Annotated in this window: 17 protein-coding genes; 11 read left to right on the top strand and 6 right to left on the bottom strand. The window is 63.7% G+C overall.

Annotation, left to right across the window (positions count from 1 at the left end; translation table 11 throughout):
• Positions 1 to 280: 280 nt before the first annotated feature.
• The 4 genes from yajC to tcdA all read left to right on the top strand — a co-directional run bounded on the left by yajC (position 281) and on the right by tcdA (position 4621).
• Entirely contained in the window at positions 281 to 559 is a 279-nt protein-coding gene (yajC, locus tag ACVC5H_RS19745; protein WP_338720184.1) for a preprotein translocase subunit YajC, read from the top strand.
• 165 nt (positions 560 to 724) lie between these two features.
• The gene (secD, locus tag ACVC5H_RS19740) at positions 725 to 2629 is read left to right on the top strand and encodes a protein translocase subunit SecD (protein WP_489619451.1); all 1905 of its coding nucleotides are present in this window, start codon (positions 725 to 727) and stop codon (positions 2627 to 2629) included.
• 84 nt (positions 2630 to 2713) lie between these two features.
• Positions 2714 to 3658, top strand: coding sequence for a protein translocase subunit SecF (secF, locus tag ACVC5H_RS19735; protein ID WP_489619450.1), 945 nt, complete (start codon positions 2714 to 2716; stop codon positions 3656 to 3658).
• A gap of 102 nt (positions 3659 to 3760) precedes the next feature.
• Positions 3761 to 4621 (top strand): tRNA cyclic N6-threonylcarbamoyladenosine(37) synthase TcdA, encoded by an 861-nt coding sequence (gene tcdA / locus ACVC5H_RS19730; protein WP_489619449.1) that lies wholly within the window; start codon positions 3761 to 3763, stop codon positions 4619 to 4621.
• 10 nt (positions 4622 to 4631) lie between these two features.
• Here the strand turns inward: tcdA and ACVC5H_RS19725 are convergent, their stop codons facing one another.
• Both ACVC5H_RS19725 and ACVC5H_RS19720 read right to left on the bottom strand, forming a co-directional pair.
• On the bottom strand, positions 4632 to 5570 hold the full coding sequence (locus ACVC5H_RS19725; protein WP_489619448.1) for a DMT family transporter: 939 nt from the start codon (positions 5568 to 5570) through the stop codon (positions 4632 to 4634).
• Positions 5571 to 5734: 164 nt separating this feature from the next.
• Positions 5735 to 6295 carry a DUF4337 domain-containing protein gene (locus ACVC5H_RS19720; RefSeq protein WP_489619447.1) on the bottom strand — a complete coding sequence of 187 codons (561 nt, stop codon included), beginning with the start codon at positions 6293 to 6295 and terminating at the stop codon, positions 5735 to 5737.
• Positions 6296 to 6848: 553 nt separating this feature from the next.
• Between ACVC5H_RS19720 and katG the strand changes: the two genes are divergently transcribed.
• The gene (gene katG, locus ACVC5H_RS19715) at positions 6849 to 9098 is read left to right on the top strand and encodes a catalase/peroxidase HPI (protein ID WP_489619446.1); all 2250 of its coding nucleotides are present in this window, start codon (positions 6849 to 6851) and stop codon (positions 9096 to 9098) included.
• A 150-nt stretch (positions 9099 to 9248) separates the two neighbouring features.
• Complete coding sequence (locus ACVC5H_RS19710; RefSeq protein ID WP_489622731.1) at positions 9249 to 9827, top strand: phosphonate degradation HD-domain oxygenase; 579 nt, start codon at positions 9249 to 9251, stop codon at positions 9825 to 9827.
• Here ACVC5H_RS19710 and ACVC5H_RS19705 read toward each other — a convergent pair.
• From ACVC5H_RS19705 to ACVC5H_RS19695, 3 genes are all read right to left on the bottom strand, one after another.
• Positions 9815 to 10582: a helix-turn-helix transcriptional regulator gene (locus ACVC5H_RS19705; RefSeq protein WP_489619445.1), complete on the bottom strand. Its 768-nt coding sequence runs from the start codon at positions 10580 to 10582 to the stop codon at positions 9815 to 9817. The two genes, ACVC5H_RS19710 and ACVC5H_RS19705, sit on opposite strands and share 13 nt — an antisense overlap.
• A 41-nt stretch (positions 10583 to 10623) precedes the next feature.
• Positions 10624 to 12714: a DNA/RNA non-specific endonuclease gene (locus ACVC5H_RS19700; RefSeq protein ID WP_489619444.1), complete on the bottom strand. Its 2091-nt coding sequence runs from the start codon at positions 12712 to 12714 to the stop codon at positions 10624 to 10626.
• Positions 12715 to 12878: 164 nt separating this feature from the next.
• Entirely contained in the window at positions 12879 to 13661 is a 783-nt protein-coding gene (locus ACVC5H_RS19695; RefSeq protein WP_489619443.1) for a 3-hydroxybutyrate dehydrogenase, read from the bottom strand.
• 502 nt (positions 13662 to 14163) lie between these two features.
• On the opposite strand from ACVC5H_RS19695, the gene ACVC5H_RS19690 reads away from it, so the two are divergent.
• The 5 genes from ACVC5H_RS19690 to ACVC5H_RS19670 all read left to right on the top strand — a co-directional run bounded on the left by ACVC5H_RS19690 (position 14164) and on the right by ACVC5H_RS19670 (position 21037).
• A complete protein-coding gene (locus ACVC5H_RS19690; RefSeq protein ID WP_338718425.1) occupies positions 14164 to 14931 on the top strand; it encodes a GNAT family N-acetyltransferase in 768 nt (255 codons plus the stop codon).
• Complete coding sequence (locus ACVC5H_RS19685) at positions 14928 to 15818, top strand: UDP-2,3-diacylglucosamine diphosphatase (RefSeq protein WP_489619442.1); 891 nt, start codon at positions 14928 to 14930, stop codon at positions 15816 to 15818. Before ACVC5H_RS19690 ends, ACVC5H_RS19685 begins: the two co-directional genes overlap by 4 nt.
• Before the next feature lie 42 nt (positions 15819 to 15860).
• Positions 15861 to 16910 carry a glycosyltransferase family 4 protein gene (locus ACVC5H_RS19680; RefSeq protein ID WP_489619441.1) on the top strand — a complete coding sequence of 350 codons (1050 nt, stop codon included), beginning with the start codon at positions 15861 to 15863 and terminating at the stop codon, positions 16908 to 16910.
• Between the two features lie 338 nt (positions 16911 to 17248).
• Positions 17249 to 18982 (top strand): methyl-accepting chemotaxis protein, encoded by a 1734-nt coding sequence (locus ACVC5H_RS19675; protein ID WP_489619440.1) that lies wholly within the window; start codon positions 17249 to 17251, stop codon positions 18980 to 18982.
• Between the two features lie 315 nt (positions 18983 to 19297).
• The gene (locus tag ACVC5H_RS19670; protein WP_489619439.1) at positions 19298 to 21037 is read left to right on the top strand and encodes a methyl-accepting chemotaxis protein; all 1740 of its coding nucleotides are present in this window, start codon (positions 19298 to 19300) and stop codon (positions 21035 to 21037) included.
• 132 nt (positions 21038 to 21169) lie between these two features.
• On the opposite strand, the gene sixA is transcribed toward ACVC5H_RS19670, so the two are convergent.
• Entirely contained in the window at positions 21170 to 21649 is a 480-nt protein-coding gene (gene sixA / locus ACVC5H_RS19665; RefSeq protein ID WP_489619438.1) for a phosphohistidine phosphatase SixA, read from the bottom strand.
• Between the last annotated feature and the right edge of the window lie 10 nt (positions 21650 to 21659).

Here is a 21659-nt window from a genome sequence, read left to right as displayed (position 1 = left end):
TATCTTAGTGGCGCTACCAGGCGGCTTGGAGGCGAAATGAAGTTTTTTTCACGCGATCAGCCATTTCATGCGGCGTACGCCGTGTTGCGGGCCCGCGCTGGTGATAAAAAAGCCCGATTTGGCCGGGTTCCCCCTTGATCTGCGGCAATGCGTCCCGATTTGGCGGTTTGGCGCCTGCGCAGTGCTAGAATGCAGGGCTATTTTTCAATCAACATTGGAGCCTCACGTGTTTATTTCCGACGCATACGCGCAAACGGCCGCAGCAGCCCCTGGTGGCGCGATGGGCAACCTGGCCAGCTTCCTGCCGATCATCCTGATGTTCGTGGTCCTGTACTTCCTGATGATCCGCCCGCAGATGAAGCGTCAGAAAGAACAGAAAGCCATGATGGACGCACTGGGCAAGGGCGACGAAGTCGTCACCTCCGGTGGTCTGCTGGGCCGCATCACCAAGGTCGCTGATGGTTACATCACCATCGAAGTGGCCGAAGGCACCGAAGTCATCGTGCAGAAGGGCGCCGTGACCACCCTGCTGCCCAAGGGCACCATCAAGGGCCTGTAAGCAGGCCTCACCGGTTCAGCCGGCTTGAACCGGCGAACCCATGGGCGCATCGCTGATGCGCCCATGTCGTTAGAACGGCGCGCAGAATCTTCCGGTTTTGCGCGCCGGTTCTGAACAGGGCGGCATTTCCTGCCTCCCTTTCCCGCAAGCAAGAAGCACAAGACCATGAATCGTTACTCTCTCTGGAAATACGCACTGATCGTCCTGGCCCTGCTGTTCGGCGTGATCTATACCGTCCCGAACTTCTTCGGCGAATCCCCCGCGGTGCAGATCAGCAGTGCCAAGTCGACCCTGAAGGTCGAGCCTGCCGTGGCCGGCCGTGTCGATCAGATCCTGAAACAAGGCAATCTCGGCGCAGAGAGTGTGGCGTTCGACAACAGCGGCTCGCAGCCCTCGGTGCGCGCCCGCTTTGCCAGCACCGACATCCAGTTCAAGGCCAAGGCCCTGCTGGAAAAGGAACTCAACACCGACCCCAGCGACCCGACCTACATCGTCGCCTTCAACCTGCTGCCCAACACCCCGCAATGGCTGCAAAGCCTGCACGCCTTCCCCATGTACCTGGGCCTGGACTTGCGCGGCGGCGTGCACTTCCTGATGCAGGTCGACATCAAGGCGGTCCTGAACAAGCGCCTGCAAGGCCTGCAAGCGAGCGTGCGCAGCCTGCTGCGTGACAAGAACATCCGCCACAGCGGCATCAACCGCGTGGGCGACAGCATCGAGATTTCCTTCCGCGATGCCGATACCCGCAACAAGGCCCGCGCCGCCCTGGGCGAGCTGCAGGAAATGCTGCTGACCGACGCCGGCAGCGGCGATGACCTCAAGCTGGTCGCGACATTGCGTCCGGAAGCCCTGAAGCAGACCCAGGAAGATGGCGTCAAGCAGAACATCAGCACCCTGTCCAAGCGCGTCAACGAGCTGGGCGTGGCCGAGCCGCTGATCCAGCGCCAGGGCGCCGACCGCATCGTGGTCGAGCTGCCGGGCGTGCAGGATGTCTCGCGCGCCAAGGACATCATCGGCCGCACCGCCACCCTGGAAGTGCGCATGGTGGACGACAGCGTGGTGCGCGGTACCGAAGAAACCTCGGCGATTCCATTCGGCTCCGAACTGTTCAAGGTCGGCAAGGGTGCGCCCGTGGTCCTGGTCAAGGAACCGGTGCTGACCGGCGACTACATCTCCAACGCCTCGGCCAGCTTCGATGAAAACCACCAGCCGGCGGTCAGCATCGACTTGAACGGCGACGGCGGCCGCAAGATGCGCGAAGCCACCCGCGACAAGGTGGGCAAGGCCATGGCCATCGTCCTGTTCGAAAAGGGCAAGGGCGAAGTCCTGACCGTGGCCACCATCCGCTCCGAACTCGGTTCGCGCTTCCAGATCACCGGCATGGGGTCGCCCGAAGCCGCCAGCGACCTGGCCCTGCTGCTGCGTGCCGGTTCCCTGGCCGCACCGATGGACATCATCGAAGAACGCACCATCGGCCCGCAACTGGGCGCCGACAACATCAAGAAGGGCTTCGACTCGGTGCTGTATGGCTTCGTGGCCATGGCCATCTTCATGGTGATCTACTACCAGCTGTTCGGCTTCTTCAGTGCACTGGCGCTGTCGGTGAACGTGCTGCTGCTGGTGGCGCTGCTGTCGACACTGCAGGTGACGCTGACCTTGCCGGGTATTGCCGCTATCGCGCTGGCGCTGGGCATGGCGATCGACTCCAACGTGCTGATCAACGAGCGCATCCGTGAAGAACTGCGTGCCGGCAATTCGCCCCAGGCTGCCATCGCGGCCGGTTTCGACCGCGCCTGGGCGACCATCCTGGACTCCAACGTGACCACCCTGATCGCCGGCCTGGCGCTGCTGATCTTCGGTTCCGGCGCGGTGCGCGGCTTTGCGGTGGTGCACTGCCTGGGCATCCTGACCTCGATGTTCTCGGCCGTGTTCTTCTCGCGCGGCGTGGTCAACCTCTGGTACGGCCGCAAGAAGCGTCTGTCGGGCCTGGCCATCGGCCAGATCTGGAAGCCGCAGGGCGAGGTGCTCTCCACCTCCGGCAAGGCCTCGGCCAAGCGCGACGCCAAGTAAGCACGGCAATACCAGACATAGCAGCACAGCCAGATTTGAGCCGGCCGCCACGATGACCGTGGCGCCGGCACCGAAAGGATAGTGATGGAATTTTTCCGCATCAAAAAAGACATTCCCTTCATGCGTCATGCCCTGATCTTCAACGCGATCTCGGCACTGACCTTCGTGGCCGCGGTGTTCTTCCTGTTCTCCAAGGGATTGCACTTCTCCATCGAATTCACCGGCGGCACGGTCATGGAAGTGGCCTACAACAAGCCGGCCGACCTGGAAAAGATCCGCACCTCCATCGAAGGACTGGGTTACCGTGACACCCTGGTGCAAAGCTTCGGCACCGCCCAGGACGTGATGATCCGCCTGCCGGCGCAAGCCGGCGTGAACGCCAGCCAGCAAAGCGAAAAGGTCAACGCCGCACTGCGTGCCGATGATCCGGACGTGCGCCTGCAGCGTGTGGAATTCGTCGGTCCCCAGGTCGGCGACGAGCTGGCCCATGACGGCCTGCTGGCGCTGGCCATGGTGGTGGTGGGCATCGTGATCTACCTGGCCTTCCGCTTCGAATGGAAGTTCGCGGTAGCTGCGGTGATCGCCAACCTGCACGACATCGTGATCATCCTGGGCTTCTTCGCCTTCTTCCAGTGGGAATTCTCGCTGACCGTGCTGGCGGCCGTGCTGGCCGTGCTGGGTTACTCGGTCAACGAATCGGTGGTGGTGTTCGACCGCGTGCGCGAAGCCTTCCGTGACCGCCGCTTCGGCAAGCTCTCCGCGCCGGAAGTGCTGAACCACGCCATCACCAGCACCATGTCGCGTACCGTCATCACCCACGGCAGTACCGAAATGATGGTGCTGGCCATGTTCTTCTTCGGTGGCCCGACGCTGCACTACTTCGCGCTGGCGCTGACCATCGGCATCCTGTTCGGTATCTATTCGTCGGTGTTCGTGGCGGCGGCCCTGGCCATGTGGCTGGGCGTGAAGCGCGAAGACCTGATCAAGCCGGTCAAGGTCAAGGACGAGAACGGCGGCGCGGTGGTCTGATTTCAGGATTTCCGCACCACGCAAAAAGGGCCGCCGCGTTCATGCTGCGGCCCTTTTTCATGAGAGGCCATCAGGCCGATAACACTGCATTGAAGTTTGAACATGAGCACATCCATCGATCTGAACGATATCGACTATGAGCGCCGCTTCGGTGGCGTAGCCCGCCTGTATGGCGCCGCCGCCCTGCAACGCTTCCGCCAGGCGCGGGTTTGCGTGGTCGGGGTAGGAGGGGTGGGCTCGTGGATCGTCGAAGCGCTGGCGCGCAGCGCCATCGGCCACCTGACCCTGATCGACCTGGACAACCTGGCCGAATCTAACGTCAACCGCCAGATCCACGCCTTGACCAGCACGCTGGGCCAGGCCAAGGTGACGGCGCTGCATGAGCGCATCGGCCAGATCAATCCGACCTGCGTGGTCACGGAGGTGGAGGATTTCGTCGATCCGGAGAATGTGGAACAGATGCTGGGCGGTGGCCGTTTCGATTACGTCATCGACGCCATCGACAATGTGCCTGCCAAGGTGGCCATGATCGCCTGGTGCCGCAAGAATGGCATGCCCATGGTCACCATCGGCAGTGCGGGCGGGCAGATCGATCCGACCCGGATTGAAATCCGCGACCTCTGCCGCACCGAGCAGGAACCGCTGCTGGCCAAGGTGCGCAAGCGCTTGCGTTCTCAGCATGGTTTTCCGCGCGGGACGAAGAACAAATTCCACATCGATGCCGTGTTTTCCACCGAGCCGCTGCGCTTCCCGGAGCTGGCCGAGGGCGAGGCCTGTGAGGTCGCGCCGGCAGAAGACATGGACGTGGGCGAGGATGCCGCCGACAGCACGCAAGCCGGCGTCACCGGCCTGAACTGCGCCGGCTTCGGCTCGGCCATGGTAGTCACGGCGACCTTCGGCCTGGTGGCCGCTGCGCATGTGTTGAAGAAGCTGGCCGAGCAGGCTTCCACCCAGCCGCAGTGAGGTGCGGGCCTCAGTGCCCGCCGCCCTCATCGACCCGGTGCGCCGAGACGCACAGCAATACGCTCACCGTCACCAGCACCATCGCCGCGATCTCAAGCAGGGTCGGCCAGCGCTGTTCCCACAGAAAGCCGTAGAGCAGGGCGAACAGGGTTTCAAACAGGATCATCTGCCCGATCATGGTCAGCGGCAGCAAGCGGCTGGCCTTGTTCCAGCAGGCATTGCCGAACAGCGAGGCAAAGATCGCCACCCCGGCCGACACCGCCACGAAGTGCATCCATTCACTGCCCGGATGCGGCTGCAGCATCACGGTAAAGGCGGGCACGGCGATGAACAGCGACAAGAGCCCGGTGACCACGCCGATCAGCAGGTTCCAGTCGTGGGCAGAAACTTCATGCAGGCGTGCCAGCCAGCGGCTGTTACCTACCGCATAGGTGGTCCAGGAGGCCAGTGCGGCCAGGGCGCAGAAGAAACCGATGACACTTTCCTTCATATCGCCCCCGGCCGCCCCTCCCAGCGACTGCCAGGCCACGCAGGTAATCCCGGCCAGGCCCAATGCCAGCGAAGGTGCCAGCTTGCGCAGCGGGACCGCACCGTGTCCACGGCTGCCGATGATGCTCACCGCCACCGGCAGGAAGCCGATCACCAGAGACGTCATGGCCATTCCGCCCAGTTGCACGGCACTGGCCAGGAATACGTAATAGACCACATTGCCCAAGAGGCTCAGCCACACCAGCGCACGCCATTCGGCGCGGCCCAGGTGCGGCAGCAGTTTGCCGATGCGCGGCGCGATCAGGAGGGCGGCGAAGAGGCCATAAGCGAGATAGCGCCCGGCCGTCAGTTGCCAGGGCGAGAAGGCGCGGGTCAGTTCAGGCGCCAGGAACACCAGGCCCCAGGCAGCGCCGGCCAGCGCGCCATAGAAAATGCCTTGCAGGATCGTGTTGGAACTCATCAGGAGAAAGCCAGCCAGGTTGCAAAGGGTGGCAGTATGCCCGAGACGCGCGGGGAAGGATTGTTGCAGGCTACGGTTTTCTTGCGTCGGGCAGCGGAGCTGGAAAGACAGAAACGACAACGCCGGCACAAGGCCGGCGTTTTCATGGACAAACAGCAAGCGCTTCAGATGATCGAGCCAAACAATCCCGCACCCACGAAGGCCAGCGCCACTACGCCGATGCCCATCGACAGATAGGCCAGCACGGCCACGCCGGTGATGATGGTGGCCGAGGCCAGCACGATGGCCACCTGCAGCATGCCGGCGGCCATTTCCATCTTTTCGTATTTCTCCATGTAGGCATGGGCTTCATGCTCGGCTTCGCGCGCCTTGTGCGACAGCTCCTTCTTGCCTTCGCCGGTCTTTTCATCGCTGTCGTAGTGGGCGATGGCATCGTCAAGCTTGGCGATGGCGGCATTGACGCGCTCATCCTTGGGATTGCCCAGCAGCATCAACTGCTGCTTGGACAACTGCGCCGCATTGCCGCGCACCGACTTGGCCTGGAAGAAGGCCCACAGGTTGGCGGCCTCCTGGCTCTTCAGGATGACCTCGGTCTGGTAGGACTTGGACAGGGTTTCGGTAATGGCCAGTACCAGCGCCAGGATGGCGATGAGCAGGGCCAGCTTCTTGTTGCCGGAGGCATGGGCGTGCTCGGCGTGTTCCAGGTTTTCGGTGGTTTCCGTCATGATCTTTTTTGTAATGGTGAGGAAGTGAGGCGAGCCCGGTGGGCGGGCAGCGTTTCAACAACGATTCACGTCCATATCGGTTGACCTGAATCATTGTGAGGCTCGTATTCTAGCGTAGTGCAGGGTGGCTGGCTTACTCCGGAGAATCTGCCCACAAGATCAATCCCCGCCTGCAACATTCGCATTTTCTCACGGGGCGCAACGAGAGCGGGCTCGGCTGTCGTGCGGCAAGCCCGACAGGGCTATCTGCCTTTGGCTACACTGTTGAGTCACAAATTCTGAAGGTGTGGGATTGGATTTATTGACTGACGTTATACATAAAGACAATCACCTGATTGTTTTTGATGAATTACATTAATGGTTCTTCGCAAGCACGACCGGGACAAGGCGAAGCTGGCCCCGCAGTACGGCGTCACGATGCCGTAGCAGAACGCAGCCAGGATTTTGCCGAAACAAGCCGCCACACGTCAGCCAGGCTGGATGTGGCCAACAGGATGCCCGTTCCCCGGTCCGGGCGTCATGACCATCGGGTCGATCAACAGGAGAGAACGCAATGTCGAATGAAGCCAAGTGCCCCTTCAACCACACCGCCGGCGGCGGCACCAGCAACCGCGACTGGTGGCCCAAGCAGCTCCGCCTGGACCTGCTGGCCCAGCATTCTTCCAAATCCAACCCCATGGGTGAGGATTTCAACTACGCAGAAGCCTTCAAGAGCCTGGACCTGGCCGCCGTCAAGGCCGACCTGGCCAAGGTGATGACCGATTCGCAGGACTGGTGGCCGGCCGACTTCGGCCACTATGGTCCGCTGTTCATCCGCATGGCCTGGCACAGCGCCGGCACCTATCGCATCGGCGATGGCCGTGGCGGTGCCGGCCGTGGCCAGCAGCGCTTTGCGCCCCTGAACAGCTGGCCGGACAACGTGAACCTGGACAAGGCGCGGCGCCTGATCTGGCCGGTCAAGCAGAAATATGGCAACAAGATTTCCTGGGCCGACCTGCTGATCCTGACCGGCAACGTCGCGCTGGAAACCATGGGCTTCAAGACCTTCGGCTTCGCTGGTGGCCGCCAGGACGTGTGGGAACCGGATCTGGACGTCTATTGGGGAACCGAATCGACCTGGCTGGGCGGCGATGACCGTTACGGCAAGGGCAAGTCGGGTGCCAGCCATGGCGAGATCACGGCCGATGCCGACCGCCATGGCAATGAGCAGGCCCGCACCGCGCCGGCTGGCCGCAACCTGGAAAACCCGCTGGCGGCCGTGCAGATGGGTCTGATCTACGTGAACCCGGAAGGCCCGGAAGGCAATCCCGATCCGCTGGCTGCCGCGCATGACATCCGCGAAACCTTCGCCCGCATGGCGATGAACGATGAAGAAACCGTGGCCCTGATCGCTGGCGGCCACACCTTCGGCAAGACCCACGGTGCAGGCGATGCCAAGCACGTGGGCCGTGAGCCGGAAGGCAGCGACCTGGAAAGCCAGGGCCTGGGCTGGAAGAGCAGCTTCGGCAGCGGCGCCGGTGGCGACACCATCAGCTCGGGCCTGGAAGTGACCTGGACCCAGACCCCGGCCCAGTGGAGCAATTACTTCTTCGAGAACCTGTTCAACTATGAATGGGAACTGACCAAGAGCCCGGCCGGTGCCCACCAGTGGGTGGCCAAGGGCGCCGATGCGGTGATCCCGCACGCCCATGGCGGCGCACCGGTGCGTCCGACCATGCTGACGACGGACTTGTCGCTGCGCTTTGATCCGGCCTATGAAAAGATCTCGCGCCGCTTCCTGGAGCACCCCGACCAGTTCGCTGACGCCTTCGCCCGCGCCTGGTTCAAGCTGACCCACCGCGACCTGGGCCCGCGTTCGCGCTACCTCGGTCCGGAAGTGCCGGCTGAAGAACTGATCTGGCAAGACCCGCTGCCCGAGGCAGAGGGTGCGCCCATCGAAGCGGCTGATGTTGCGGCATTGAAGGCCAAGATTCTGGCGTCGGGACTGTCGGTCTCTGAACTGGTCTCCACCGCCTGGGCCTCGGCCTCTACCTTCCGTGGCGGCGACATGCGTGGCGGCGCCAATGGTGCGCGCATCCGCCTGGCTCCGCAAAAGGATTGGGCGGCCAACCAGCCGGCCCAGCTGGCCAAGGTGCTGAAGGTGCTGGAAGGCATCCAGGCGGAGTTCAACCAGGGTGCCAAGAAGGTCTCGCTGGCTGACCTGATCGTGCTGGCCGGTAGCGCTGCTGTCGAAAAGGCGGCCAAGGATGCCGGCGTGGCGGTGACCGTGCCTTTCAGCGCGGGCCGTGTGGATGCGTCGCAGGAACAGACCGACGTGGACTCCTTCGCGCCGCTGGAACCCATCGTCGATGGTTTCCGCAACTTCCAGAAGCAGCGCTATGCCGTGCGTGCCGAAGACATGCTGATCGACAAGGCCCAGCAGCTGACCCTGACCGCGCCGGAAATGACGGTCCTCATCGGTGGTTTGCGCGTGCTGGGCAACACCGTCGGTGGCAGCACCAAGGGTGTGTTCACCTCTCAGGTTGGCGTGCTGTCCAATGACTTCTTCGTCAATCTGCTGGACATGGGCACCGAGTGGAAGTCCACCTCGCCCGCCCAGGAAGAGTTCGAAGGCCGCGACCGCAAGAGCGGCGCCGTCAAGTGGACCGGCACTCGCGTCGACCTGGTGTTCGGTTCCAACGCCGTGCTGCGCGCCCTGGCCGAAGTCTATGCCAGCGCCGACGCCAAGGAAAAGTTCGTCAACGACTTCGTGGCAGCGTGGGTCAAGGTGATGGATCTGGATCGCTATGACCTGAAGAAGTAAGCCATCAAGCAGTGAAGCGATGAAGGACGGCGGGCCGCAAGGCTCGCCGTTTTTTCTTTGCGTGTGTGCATGTCATGGAGATGTCACGGAGTGCGCCGGTGCAGCGGCTATAGTGGCGTTCAGTCTTTTTCTTCACCTGCGAGGCGCATGATGGCACTGAGTCTGGACGACATCGCCCAACTGTTCACACGGCACGGCCACACCCAATACACCGGTGAACCCGTCACGCAACTGGAGCACGCGCTGCAATCGGCGCTGCTGGCCGAGCAGGAGGGCGCCGCCCCCAGCCTGATCGTGGCCAGTCTCTTGCACGACCTCGGTCATCTGCTCGAAGACCTGGGCGACACGCCCACGCTGGCCGGCATCGATGACCTGCACCAGTACCGCGTGCTGCCTTTCCTGCGCGGTGTATTCAAGGAGTCGGTACTGGCGCCCATCGCGCTGCACGTGGATGCCAAGCGCTACCTGTGCGCGACCGATCCGGATTATGTTTCGCAGCTCTCGGCCGATTCGGTGCGCAGCCTGCAGTTGCAGGGCGGGATCTTCGATGTGGAACAGGCGGCCGCTTTCATCGACCGACCCTATGCCCCGGATGCCGTCCGTCTGCGGCGCTGGGACGACCGTGCCAAGACGGCCGGACTGCCCACTCCCGACTACGCGCACTTTGCCGGCTACTTCAGCGAGTGCCTGCTGCGGCCGGGCAAGGCCAGCCGTCCTCAGCCCAGGTAATTCTTCCGGTAAGCCGATGGCGTCGTACCGCGCAGCTTGCGCAGGGCGTGCGTCATTGCGCTCTGGTCGCCATAGCCGCAGCGCTGGGCAATCTGGGCCAGCGGCAAACGGCTGGTGCGCAAGAGCTGGCAAGCCTGGGCCACGCGCACTTCGGCCAGCCAGGCGCGCGGCGAGGTGTCCAGTTCGGCGCGGAACCATTCGTGCAGGCGGCTCGGCGAGATCGCGGCCAGGTCGGCCATCTGCGCCACCGTCCAGGGATGAGCCGCGCGCGCTTCCACCCGCGCCAGCATCAGGCGCAGCCGCGACAGGGCTTGCGGGGGCTGTTGCGTGAGCGTGTCCAGCAGCAGCGGTACCCAGTGTTGTAGCGTGGCGCCGCCCGGGCGCGTCTCGGCCAGCGCCACCGCCATGAATTCCACCAGCTTGCCCGCCGCCCGCGACAAGGGCAGGAAAGGCCGTTGCGCCAGCATTTCCAGTTGAAGACTGTTGACCGTGGCCGGCGCCAGATCGAGCACCAATGAACGATTCTCACCGCTGGCCCGGGTGGCGTGCCACGCACCGGGTTCCACGAAGGCCGCCGTGGCGGTATCGGCCAGACCTTCACGGCCGGCGATGTCCAGCGCCAGGCATCCCGACAAGGGAAGTACCAGTTGCGGGAAATCATGCCGGTCCGTCGGAAACTCCTCGCGATAGCTGCGCAGGTGCAGCTGCGCCACGGGCGGGGCAGGGTCGGGATGCGGAGATGGCGGAAGAATCATGGCAGGGCGGCTCGGGGCGATCCCGCCATGATAGCGGACTTCTACAGCTGGATCTGCTCGAAGCCGGTGATGCGCATGCGCGCCTCGCCCACCTGCGGCTGCTTGCCCTGGGCGATGGTATCGGCTGCGCGGACCTTGGCGCCGAAGTCCAGGCCGGTCATCCTTTCCAGTTCGGGGATGGCCACGCGCCAGTGGTTCACGTCCACCGAAGGCAGATCGTGCGGCGCACCCAGGCTGTGCCGGCTCTCGGAGAGCAGGGCGGACTGGTCGGCCAGCAGGCCCACCGCCTTCAGGCCCTGCTTGCCTTTCCACACCACGATCTTGAAGAACGAGGAGGGAATCTGCACCTCATCGGCCCACAGGTCGATCTGGTCATTGAACACCGGTCCCTGGAAGACGCACAGCCGGCCCTTGCTGCTGCTGGCCAGCACGCCGTTTTCCAGTACGTAGCGCTCCAGGCCCTGCCAGTAGGTGGCGCTCTGGTTGAAGCGGAAGTGCTGGGGCGAGCAATTGGTGAAGTGGAAGGTGTCGGCATTGGCGCGCTCGGCTTCTTCGGGCGTGCCCCAGCTCGGGTCCGAGCGGCGCGTCAGGTGGCCGCGGTCGAAGTAGTTCGACCAGGCCGAATAGAAATCCTGTTCGAGCACGCTCCCGGCCGCCACGCGCGGATCGCGGAACCAGGCATCGCCCTCGGCGGCATTGGCCTGGCCGCTGCCGCGATCAACTGCAAGGTAATGCGTGCCATCAATGTTGGTGGCGGTGAAGGCTGCCATGCGGCGAGGCTTGAGCAGCTTGATGCTGAAGTGTTCGTATTTCAGTTCCCCGTCATCGGCCGCAACATTGGCGCCTGACAGCAGGGGAACGATCTGCGCAGCCAGCCTGGCGTCCGGCTGGGGTAGCGCCAACTCTACGCCGGGGATGAAGGCTGCATCGTAGCCGCTGCGATTGCTGTAATCCGGATCGATGCGCAAGGCTTCGGCGCCGGAGGAAGGGCGGGGCGGGGAGAGACGTCGCGGCGGTTCAAGCGTGGCTGCGGTGTTCGCTGCGGGTGCGGCCGTGGTGCTGGTGGTCGCTGCGCTGCCTGCCACCTTGACCGTGATCTCCAGCGGGATGGTGAAGGTGGCGGCCTGGGCGCCGTTGTCCTTGCCGCTGCTGTTCATGCTGGTCTCCTGTGTGATGTCGTTCTTGGCGGCGGCCGGTACGGCACCGCCCTGGTAGCTCAAGGCTTCCTGCAGCAGCGGCCGCGCCTGGTCCGATAGCGTCGGCAGGCGCGCCAGCAGATCGCTGTAGAGCGCGCTGATGCGGATGCCTTCATTGACCTTGCGTGGCGTTTGTCCGGTGCCGGTTGCGCTGGCATCGCGATAAGGTTCGCCCCAGTGATGCAGGGCCACCAGCTGCCAGTCGTCGTTGAAGACGGGCGAGCCGGAAGAGCCCTGTTCGGTATCGGTTTCGTAGAGCAGGGTGTGTTCGGTACGCGCGGTGACGGTGTTGTTGCGGATGCTGACCATCTTCATCCAGCCGGACGGATGCTGGATGATGTTGGCGGCCATGCCGATGACGTGCTTGTCGGGCTGGTCCGAGAGGGGACAGAAGCCCAGCGCCTCCACCTCGGCCGTGCCGGACTGGTGTTCGCCCAGCGCGATGACGGCATAGTCGAGCTGGTCGGCCGGCGAGAACAGGGCCAGGCGCTCCGGCGCCAGCAGATAGCTGGTGGTGGCGCGCGGCACGCCCCGTGCATCGAGTTCGCGCAGGAAGGTGATCCGCGTGCCACGCGCGGCAGCCAGGTCGGCAATCACGTGCTGGTTGGTCAGGAGCAGGCGCGGGCTGATCAGGAAGCCCGTGGCCACCTCGCTGGTCTGGCCGCTGTTGACTTCCACATAGGCCACCGCCCGCGCCACCGCCGCCCCTTGTTCCAGAAAGCTCGCCCGCAGGAAGTCTTCGGTGTCGCCGATGATAGATTCCGGGCCGCCAGGATGGCCCAGGTTGCGCTGGCGCAAGGCGTAGGCACGGGCGCGTTCGCTGTCGGGCTCGGCCTGGCGCCATTGGCCGCAGGCAACCAGTTCGCGCACCCGCTGGCGTTCACTCTCGGTATCGGCCACGCAGGCGTGGAAATCCTTCAAGGCTTGGGTATCCATCTGGTCTCCTGGCGAGGGGAGGGTCTGGATTTACCTTATTACCTTCATATGACCTTGGCATGACGTGAACATCGCTGCCTGACATCGATGTTTCCGCGCACCAAGCAAAAGCCGCCGGGCTTGCGCCACGGCGGCTTGCGAGGGGGGCTCGGTGCAGGTGACGTTTACTGCATATGCCAGCCGTGGCTGACCACCACGGATTGCCCGGTCAGGGCATTGGTCGGGAAGGCCGCCAGGAAGACCGCGGTCTGGGCCACGTCCTGGGTGGTGGTGAATTCGCCGTCCACGGTGTCCTTCAACATGATCTTCTTGATGACTTCCTCTTCGCTGATGCCGAATTCCTTGGCCTGTTCGGGGATCTGTTTTTCCACCAGCGGCGTGCGCACGAAGCCGGGACAGATGACGTTGGTGCGGATCTTGTCCTTGGCGCCTTCCTTGGCCACCGTCTTGGCCAGGCCCAGCAGGCCGTGCTTGGCGGTGACATAGGGCGCCTTCAAGGGCGAGGCCAGATGGGAGTGTACCGAGCCCATGTAGATGATGGAGCCGCCACGGCCCTGCTTGATCATGGCTTTCATGGCGGCGCGGGTGGTGAGGAAGGCGCCGTCCAGGTGGATCGCCAGCATCTTGCGCCAGTTCTCCAGCGACAGTTCGGCCACCGGGCTGATGATCTGGATACCGGCATTGCTGATCATGATGTCCAGCCCGCCATAGGTGTTGACGGCATCGGCCACGCCCTTGTCGACCTGGGTTTCATCGGTGACGTTCATGGCCACGGCCATGGCGGTGCCGCCATTCCTGACGATTTCTTCGGCCGTGGCCTTGGCGGCTTCCAGGGCCAGGTCGGCGATGACGACCTTGGCGCCCTCTTTGGCGTATTCGACCGCGATTTCCTTGCCGATGCCGCTGGCCGAACCGGTAATGAGAGCGACTTTATCCTTGAGTAGCATGATCTTCCTTTATGTTTCGAGTTGACGGACATTGCAAAGCACGGCCGCCATCGGCACCGGCGCTGCTGCGCCCGGCCATGATGGCGACCATCAATCCCTGGTTTCGATGAATGGCCCATCGAAAGATTCCGCAGGTGCCGGCGTGGCCGGCTCATCTGTTTTCCTTGCCCTCGCGCGTGCGCCTGCTCCTGTCCTGGACCGGAGGTCTCCCGGCGCCGCTTTGTCATGCCATTGTAACGCTGGGCAGCTTCTTGTTGCTGCACCGCCAAAACGGCTGCAAAGGTCATGTGCGTGAAACATTCGCTGGGTAGTCTGTGCAGCGTTATCCCGGGGACATCGGCTGTTTCTCGAAATTCATCAATCAATTCTTCGATTTCATTTGAGACAGCCGCAATTCTGAGGGGGTGCCGCAAGCAGGTCAGGCGAGGTCGCTTATGTTGTTTGGTTGACCTGGCGGATGTCTGTCACGGTCCCCTTCAAACATCACCACAAAGGACAATGCATGAGACTGCTTACCATTCCTGCCGATGCCAATCCGAGTTTCGCCAAGCTCAACCTGAGCCTGGCCAGCACTGCGGAAGAAGTGCGCGAAGTACAGCGCCTGCGCTACAAGGTCTTCATCGAAGCGATGAACCTGTCGGCCCTGGCCAACCCGGAAGGCCTGGACAAGGATGAGTTCGACGACTACTGCGATCACCTGATCGTACGCGACAGCAAGACTCTCTCGGTGGTCGGCACCTATCGCGTGCTGAGCCCGCACGGCGCACGCCGCATGGGCAAGTTCTACTCGGAACAGGAATTCGATCTCTCGCGCCTGGACAACATCCGCGGCGTCATCGCCGAAGCCGGCCGCGCCTGCATCCACCCCGACTACCGCAGCGGCGGCGTCATCATGATGCTGTGGGCCGGCCTGGCCGCCTACATGCGCAAGGAACGCTGCGAATACCTGATGGGTTGCGCCAGCGTCAGCCTGGCCGATGGCGGCCACAATGCGGCTGCCCTGTACCACGCTTTCCGCGAGAAGAACCTGGCCCCGCCGGACTATCGCGTCACGCCGCTGTTGCCCTTCCCGCTGGAAGACCGCCAGGCCGGCATCGAACCGCAGATTCCGCCGCTGCTGCGCGGCTACCTGCGCAGCGGTGCCTGGGTGTGCGGCGAACCGGCCTGGGATCCTGATTTCCACTCGGCCGATTTCTTCCTGCTGCTGCCGCTCTCCAAGCTCGACAGCCGCTATGCCCGCCACTACCTCAAGGATTCGAGGACCGCATGAAGCCACGCGAACAGTTCATGGAAAAAGCCCAGGGGCTGTTCGCCGACCTGGGCCCCGACCAAGACGCCGGTGATGACGAAGCCAAGCGTGATCCGCTGCGCTTTCGCACCATCTGGATTTCCGACATCCACCTCGGCACCACCGGCTGCCAGGCTGAGCGCCTGCTGGAATTCCTGCGCGCCACCGAATCCGACACGCTCTACCTGGTCGGCGACATCATCGACGGCTGGCAGCTCAAGCGTCGCTGGTACTGGGACCAGTCCCACAACAACGTGGTGCAGACCGTGTTGAAGAAGGCCAAGAAGGGCACCAACGTCATCTTCGTGCCCGGCAACCATGACGAAGTGATCCGCCAGTTCATCGACCTCGATTTCGGCGGCATCAAGATCCGCGACGAACTGGTGCACGTCACTGCCGAAGGCAAGCGCATGCTGGTGCTGCACGGCGACCGCTTCGATGGCGTGATTGCCTGTGCCAAGTGGCTGGCCTACGTGGGCGACACGCTCTACACCATGATCCTCAAGTTCAACCAGTGGTTCAACAGCTGGCGTGCACGCGCCGGCCTGCCTTACTGGTCGCTCTCGCAATACCTGAAATCCAAGGTCAAGAATGCGGTGAACTACATCACCTCCTTCGAAGATGCGCTGGCTGAGGAGGCCAAGAAGAAGGGCCTGGATGGCGTCATCTGTGGCCACATCCACAAGCCCGAGATCCGCGACATCGGCGGTGTGGTCTACTGCAACGATGGCGACTGGGTGGAAAGCCTGTCGGCGCTGGTGGAAGAGCCCAGCGGCGAACTGCGCCTGGTCAGCTGGCAGGAAATCATGCAATTGAAGCGCGCCGGCAAGGAAGCCCGCCAGGCCGCACGCGAATTCGCCACCGCCTGAAGGGCGGCGGGTTCATCACGTTATATATTGTTTATATAGTTTATGCGCATTGCCATCATCAGCGACGCCGGAGAGCCGCAAGTCAACGGCGTCGTCAACACCTTGCGCTCCACCGTGCGTTGCCTGCGCGGTCTCGGCCACGAAGTCCTGCTGCTCTCGCCGCGCGACTTCCGCACCTTTGCCTGCCCGACCTATCCTGAAATCCGGCTGGCCTACAAGCCCTACGCCCGCATCGCTGCCGCGCTCGAATCCTTCCAGCCGGAGTGCATCCACATCGCCACCGAAGGTCCGATGGGACTGGCCGCGCGCCGTTACTGCGTGCGTCATAAACTCAGTTTCACCACCGCATACCATACCCGCTTCCCCGAATACCTGGCCGCACGCAAGCTGCTGCCCAAGGCCATCACCTATCGCCTGCTGCGCTGGTTCCACGGCCGTTCCGAAGCCATCATGGTGCCCACCCCGGCGATGAAGACCGCGCTGGAAGAAGAGGGCTTCCGCAACGTCGTCCTGTGGGGCCGCGGCGTGGATACCAATCACTTCCGACCGGCCGTGGAAGACCACGCCTGCATCGAGCGTCCGCTGTTCCTCTACGTGGGCCGCGTCGCAGTGGAAAAGAATATCGAAGCCTTCCTCAAGCTCGACCTGCCCGGCACCAAGTGGGTGGTCGGTGACGGCCCGCAACTGGAAGACCTGACGGCGCGCTATCCCCAGGTGCGCTTCCTGGGCGCCAAGGGCCATGATGAATTGCCGGCCTACTACAATTGCGCCGACGTGTTCGTCTTCCCCAGCAAGACCGATACCTTCGGCCTGGTGCTGCTGGAGGCCATGGCCTGCGGCATCCCGGTGGCCGCCTATCCGGTCGAGGGGCCCATCGATGTGGTCGACAATGGCGTCTCCGGCGTGCTGCGCCACGATCTCCAGCAGGCCTGCCTGCAAGCCTTGAAGCTGGACCATGAAGCCGTGCGTGCCCATGCCGCCAGACGCTCCTGGGAATCGGCCACCCAGCAGTTCCTGCAGCATCTGCATCTGGCCCATTGCAAGGTCCCCGGCAAGGCCACGGCCATCAAGCCGGTACGCGAGAGTCGCTGATTCGCTGATTGCCGGCGACGGCCGCGCAGTACAAGCCGGCCGAATCTTCATCATTTGACAACTATGCAGGACACACATGGGCGCATGCCGACAAAGCATTGGCATGCCCGCCTGCGCCTCTTCTAAGATGCGCCACGCCCGCGTGCGCGCACCGCATTCCACAACAAAAAGCCAAGAGACCAGCACGTTGCCGAGAGACAGCGTGGGAGCGGGCATGAATCATGCTCCACTGCAAGTCCAGGAACTGCGAAAGCAAAACCGGCTCCCCCCGCCGGCCACGCGCCGGTATGGCCCTGCGTACCACAGTCGACGTTTGCGTTAGAAGGAAGAGAAGACCCATGATTCAACATCTCAAGATCGGCAGCCGTCTGGCCTTCGGTTTTTGCCTGGTCCTGCTGCTGGCGACCGCCATCCTGCTGATCGGTTTGTGGCGCATGGCCGAGCTGGAATCCAGCAGTGAATACCTGATCGAGAAAAAGGTGACCGCCATGACCGCCGCCATGAACATGCGCGAGGCCGGCATCGAGCTTGCACTGGCGCTGCGCAAGGTGGTCACCCCGACCGATGCCGCCGAAGGCAAGGCCGAGGACGCGCACCTGGGCAAGATCCTGCAAGCCTATGCCGGCTTCGAAAAGCAGATCACCGAACTGAGCGCCGAGGGCCGTGGCAAGGAGCTGCTGGCGGCCACCAGCGGCGAGGGCAAGAAGCTGTTTCCGCTGGTCGAGCAGATCCGCCAGCAAGTGGCCAGCAACAATTACTTCGATGCCGCCCAGCAGTTGAAGAGCGACTTCCTGCCCGCGCATGAGAAGTGGATGGCCAGCGTGGCTGCGCTGGCCGCCTTCCAGCAGGAGGACATGAAGCAAGCCCACGCCGATGCCAAGGACAGCTACCGCAAGGCGCAGATCGGCATGCTGGCCATGGGCGTGTTGACGCTCGGCCTGGGCTTCTTCTTCACCTTCGTCATCACGCGTTCCATCGTTCGGCCGTTGAAGCGCGCCGGCCAGATTGCGGAAACGATTTCCCAGGGCGACCTGACCCAGGACTTCCACGACCAGGGCCGCGATGAAGCCGCGCACCTGGTCAATGCCCTCGATGCCATGCAGGGCCACCTGGCCAGCACCCTCAACGAGGTCAAGGAAAGCGCCGCCGTCATCGCCGTGGCCTCGCACGAGATCGCACGTGGCAACGTCGACCTTTCCAACCGCACCGAATCGCAGGCCTCCAGCCTGGAAGAAACCGCCAGCTCCATGGAGCAGCTCACCTCCACCGTGCAGCAGAACGCGGCCAATGCGCAGCAGGCCAATCAGCTGGTGCTCTCGGCCTCGGACTACGCCACCAAGGGCGGACGCGTGGTGGGCGACGTGGTGGCCACGATGGGCTCGATCAAGGAAAGCTCGGGCAAGATCGTCGACATCATCGGCGTCATCGACGGCATCGCTTTCCAGACCAACATCCTGGCCCTGAACGCTGCCGTCGAAGCAGCCCGTGCCGGCGAGCAGGGGCGCGGGTTTGCGGTGGTGGCGTCCGAAGTGCGGGCGCTGGCCCAGCGCAGCGCGGCGGCCGCCAAGGAAATCAAGGGGCTCATCAGTGACTCGGTGGAAAAGGTCGACAACGGCGGCAAGCTGGTCGACGAAGCCGGTGCCACCATGAGCGAGATCGTGGCCTCGGTCAAGCACGTGGCCGACATCATGGGCGAGATCACCGCCGCCAGCCAGGAACAAAGCGCCGGCATCGCCGAGGTCAACAATGCCATCGCCCAGATCGACGAGATTACCCAGCAGAATGCCGCCCTGGTCGAACAGGCCGCCGCTGCAGCCGAAAGCCTGCAGGAGCAGTCCGACGTGCTGGCCCGCGCGGTGGCGGTGTTCAGGCTCAAGACGGCGCACCCGGCGCAGCCCGCGCCGGTACCGGCACCGGTGATGCGCAGTGCGCAGCCGGCGCGCACGGTCAATGCAGCGCCAGTGCTGCCTGCAGCGAAGAACCCGCCGGTGGCCAGCCTGCCGGCAGCGGGCACGCCCGCCAAACGCAAGCCCGCCGCCGTGGCGCGCGATGATGATTTCGAAGAATTCTGAAGGCAGCGCACCGCGGACGGAGTGTAATTTCAGTTAATTAATAGTTAAGAAAAAATCGCGTCAGCGCGCAAGCGCCGCCATCCGGCACGGTGGCGGCGCTTTTTTACGGGCATGCGGCCAGCACGATTCGTGATAATTGAAGATAATTGCGAAGTTGCCGTAAAGCTATATCAAACGCTGCAGGAAGGTCGTCCCGCAAAGGGGAAGGACGGCCGCCTGCACGGCCAGGGGCGAGAGCGCAATGCCACCGCGTACCAGTACGCGACTTCTGGGAACCAGTTCGGCCACTTCCTCTTCATCCACCGGAACCAGTCCATGTCACTCAAGAACCTTTCCATCAAGGCGCAACTCGCCATTGCCGTCCTTGTCCTGTCCATCCTGCTGCTGGCGCTCGGCCTGTCGGGCTTGCTGGGCATGTCCGCCGCCGTGAGCATCAACCGCCAGCTGTCCGAAGAACGCATTCCCAAGACGGTTGCCGCCGACAACACGCTGATCTGGATCGGCCGCCAGCGCACCTCGCTGGACCAGGCCGCCATGACCAATGATCCGGCCTGGGCCGAGCGCATGATGGGCATGGATGCCAATGCCCGCAAGGAAGCGCTGCAGTGGTGGGCCAAGTACACCGCCTTGCCGCAGACGGAAGAAGGCCGCGCCCTGGTGAAGAAGGTCTCGGACGGTATCGACAAGACCGAGCAGGAACTGGTGCGCTTCGCCGAGATCATCAAGGGGGGCGACCGCCAGGCCATCGCCGACCAGGCGCGCAAGGTCGGTACCATCTACACCGTCATGCAGCTCGATGGCCAGGCCTTGAGCAAGTATGAAACCGAGCAGGCCGCGCAAAGCGTGGGGGCGTCCATGGCGCGGTTTGAAGCTTCGCGCATGTTTTCCACCGTGGCTGTCATCGCCGGCCTGCTGCTGGCCTTCTTCAGCTGGTGGTCGCTGCGCCGTGCCATCGGCGAGCCGATGCAGCGGGCGCTGCGCCATTTCGATGCGATTGCCAGCGGCGACCTGACCCAGCCGGTGCACGTGCACTCGAAGAATGAAATGGGCCAGTTGCTGCAAGGCCTGGCGCGCATGCAGGAAAGCCTCTCGCGCACCGTGCGCGCGGTGCGCGGCGGCAGTGATGCAATTGCCACGGCCACCCGCGAGATCGCCTCGGGCAACCTCGACCTCTCCCATCGCACCGAGCAGCAGGCGGCTTCGCTGGAAGAAACCGCTTCCAGCATGGAAGAGCTGACCGGCACCGTGAAGCACAACGCCGACAACGCCCGCCAGGCCACCACGTTGGCGGTCAATGCCTCCACCATCGCGGCCGACGGCAATGCCGTGGTGGGCCGTGTGGTGCAGACGATGGAAGAGATCCGCGAGAGTTCGGCGCGCATCACCGATATCGTCAGCATCATCGATGGCATCGCCTTCCAGACCAACATCCTGGCGCTCAATGCGGCAGTCGAGGCGGCCCGTGCCGGCGAGCAGGGCCGCGGCTTTGCCGTGGTGGCCACCGAAGTGCGCGCGCTGGCGCAGCGTTCCTCCAGCGCCGCCAAGGAAATCAAGGAATTGATCATGCATTCGGTGGACCGCGTGCAGGCCGGTTCCGAACTGGTCGGCCAGGCCGGCGACACCATGAACGACGTGATCCAGGCAGTGCAGCGCGTGACCGACATCATGAGCGAGATCTCGGCAGCCTCCAACGAACAGAGCGCCGGTATCGATCAGGTCTCGCGTGCGGTCACGCAGATGGATGAAGCCACCCAGCAGAACGCCGCCCTGGTGGAACAAGCCAGTGCCGCCGCCAAGTCGCTGGAGCAGCAAGCCCAGGCGCTGATGCAGGAAGTGGCGATCTTCCGCGTGGGACAAGCCGATGCGGCGCCCGCGCGGCCCCAGGTCCAGGTGCCGCAGCCCGCGCCCAAGGCGGCGGCGACGCCGCCCAAGCCGGCCGCGCCCAAGGCGGCTGCGGTCCTGAAGCGTCCGGCCTTGCCGGCGGCTTCCGGCAGCGCCAAGCCGGCAGCACGGGTGACACCTGCCGGCGATGAAGGCGACTGGGAGACTTTCTGACCGTCTGGTTTTCTGACCAGAAACTTCACCTGTCTTGATGAAGCATCGCCGCGGCCCGTTTGCACGGGGCGCGGCGATTTTTTTATTCACGTTTTGCTTTGGGAGGGCCGATCCGCCCATCCGGTGCGGCTTTCAGCGCGGCGGATGCTTGCCCGAACTGGCCAGGAATTCCGGCGCCACCACCGCCTTGAGATAGTTGGTGGTGACGTCGCCGCGCTCACGCTGGGCGATCCACCACACGTTGCCCTTGCGCAGCGACCACTCCTGCGGCTGGCCCGAGATCAGGCGCGCGGCCACCTGGCCCAGCGTCGGCTGGTGGCCCACGATCAGGACCGGTTCGCGGCTGTCGGGCCAGTTGGCCGCGCGCAGCAGGTCGTCGGCACTCATGGTCGGGGCCAGGTCGGCCACGACCTTGTACTTGCGCTTCAAGGCTTCCACCGTCTGCAAGGTGCGCGTGGCCGGGCTGACCAGGATGCGGCAGCTTTCGGGCAGGTTGCGGTCTAGCCATTCGGCCATCTTGGCAGCCTGCTTGTGACCCTTGGGGGTCAGTGCGCGGCCCTCGTCGGGTTCGCCCAGTTCGGCCTCGGCGTGACGCCATAGAATCAGGTCCATCTCAGCTCCT

Source organism: Herbaspirillum sp. Her3 (genome assembly GCF_057961275.1).
This window is presented reverse-complemented; position numbering and strand designations above follow the sequence as displayed.

Excerpts from the sequence above, each read along its gene's own strand:
- yajC (WP_338720184.1), top strand. The coding sequence starts at position 281 with ATGGGCAACCTGGCCAGCTTCCTGCCGATCATCCTGATGTTCGTGGTC.
- secD (WP_489619451.1), top strand. The coding sequence starts at position 725 with ATGAATCGTTACTCTCTCTGGAAATACGCACTGATCGTCCTGGCCCTG.
- secF (WP_489619450.1), top strand. The coding sequence starts at position 2,714 with ATGGAATTTTTCCGCATCAAAAAAGACATTCCCTTCATGCGTCATGCC.
- tcdA (WP_489619449.1), top strand. The coding sequence starts at position 3,761 with ATGAGCACATCCATCGATCTGAACGATATCGACTATGAGCGCCGCTTC.
- ACVC5H_RS19725 (WP_489619448.1), bottom strand. The coding sequence starts at position 5,570 with ATGAGTTCCAACACGATCCTGCAAGGCATTTTCTATGGCGCGCTGGCC.
- ACVC5H_RS19720 (WP_489619447.1), bottom strand. The coding sequence starts at position 6,295 with ATGACGGAAACCACCGAAAACCTGGAACACGCCGAGCACGCCCATGCC.
- katG (WP_489619446.1), top strand. The coding sequence starts at position 6,849 with ATGTCGAATGAAGCCAAGTGCCCCTTCAACCACACCGCCGGCGGCGGC.
- ACVC5H_RS19710 (WP_489622731.1), top strand. The coding sequence starts at position 9,249 with ATGGCACTGAGTCTGGACGACATCGCCCAACTGTTCACACGGCACGGC.
- ACVC5H_RS19705 (WP_489619445.1), bottom strand. The coding sequence starts at position 10,582 with ATGATTCTTCCGCCATCTCCGCATCCCGACCCTGCCCCGCCCGTGGCG.
- ACVC5H_RS19700 (WP_489619444.1), bottom strand. The coding sequence starts at position 12,714 with ATGGATACCCAAGCCTTGAAGGATTTCCACGCCTGCGTGGCCGATACC.
- ACVC5H_RS19695 (WP_489619443.1), bottom strand. The coding sequence starts at position 13,661 with ATGCTACTCAAGGATAAAGTCGCTCTCATTACCGGTTCGGCCAGCGGC.
- ACVC5H_RS19690 (WP_338718425.1), top strand. The coding sequence starts at position 14,164 with ATGAGACTGCTTACCATTCCTGCCGATGCCAATCCGAGTTTCGCCAAG.
- ACVC5H_RS19685 (WP_489619442.1), top strand. The coding sequence starts at position 14,928 with ATGAAGCCACGCGAACAGTTCATGGAAAAAGCCCAGGGGCTGTTCGCC.
- ACVC5H_RS19680 (WP_489619441.1), top strand. The coding sequence starts at position 15,861 with ATGCGCATTGCCATCATCAGCGACGCCGGAGAGCCGCAAGTCAACGGC.
- ACVC5H_RS19675 (WP_489619440.1), top strand. The coding sequence starts at position 17,249 with ATGATTCAACATCTCAAGATCGGCAGCCGTCTGGCCTTCGGTTTTTGC.
- ACVC5H_RS19670 (WP_489619439.1), top strand. The coding sequence starts at position 19,298 with ATGTCACTCAAGAACCTTTCCATCAAGGCGCAACTCGCCATTGCCGTC.
- sixA (WP_489619438.1), bottom strand. The coding sequence starts at position 21,649 with ATGGACCTGATTCTATGGCGTCACGCCGAGGCCGAACTGGGCGAACCC.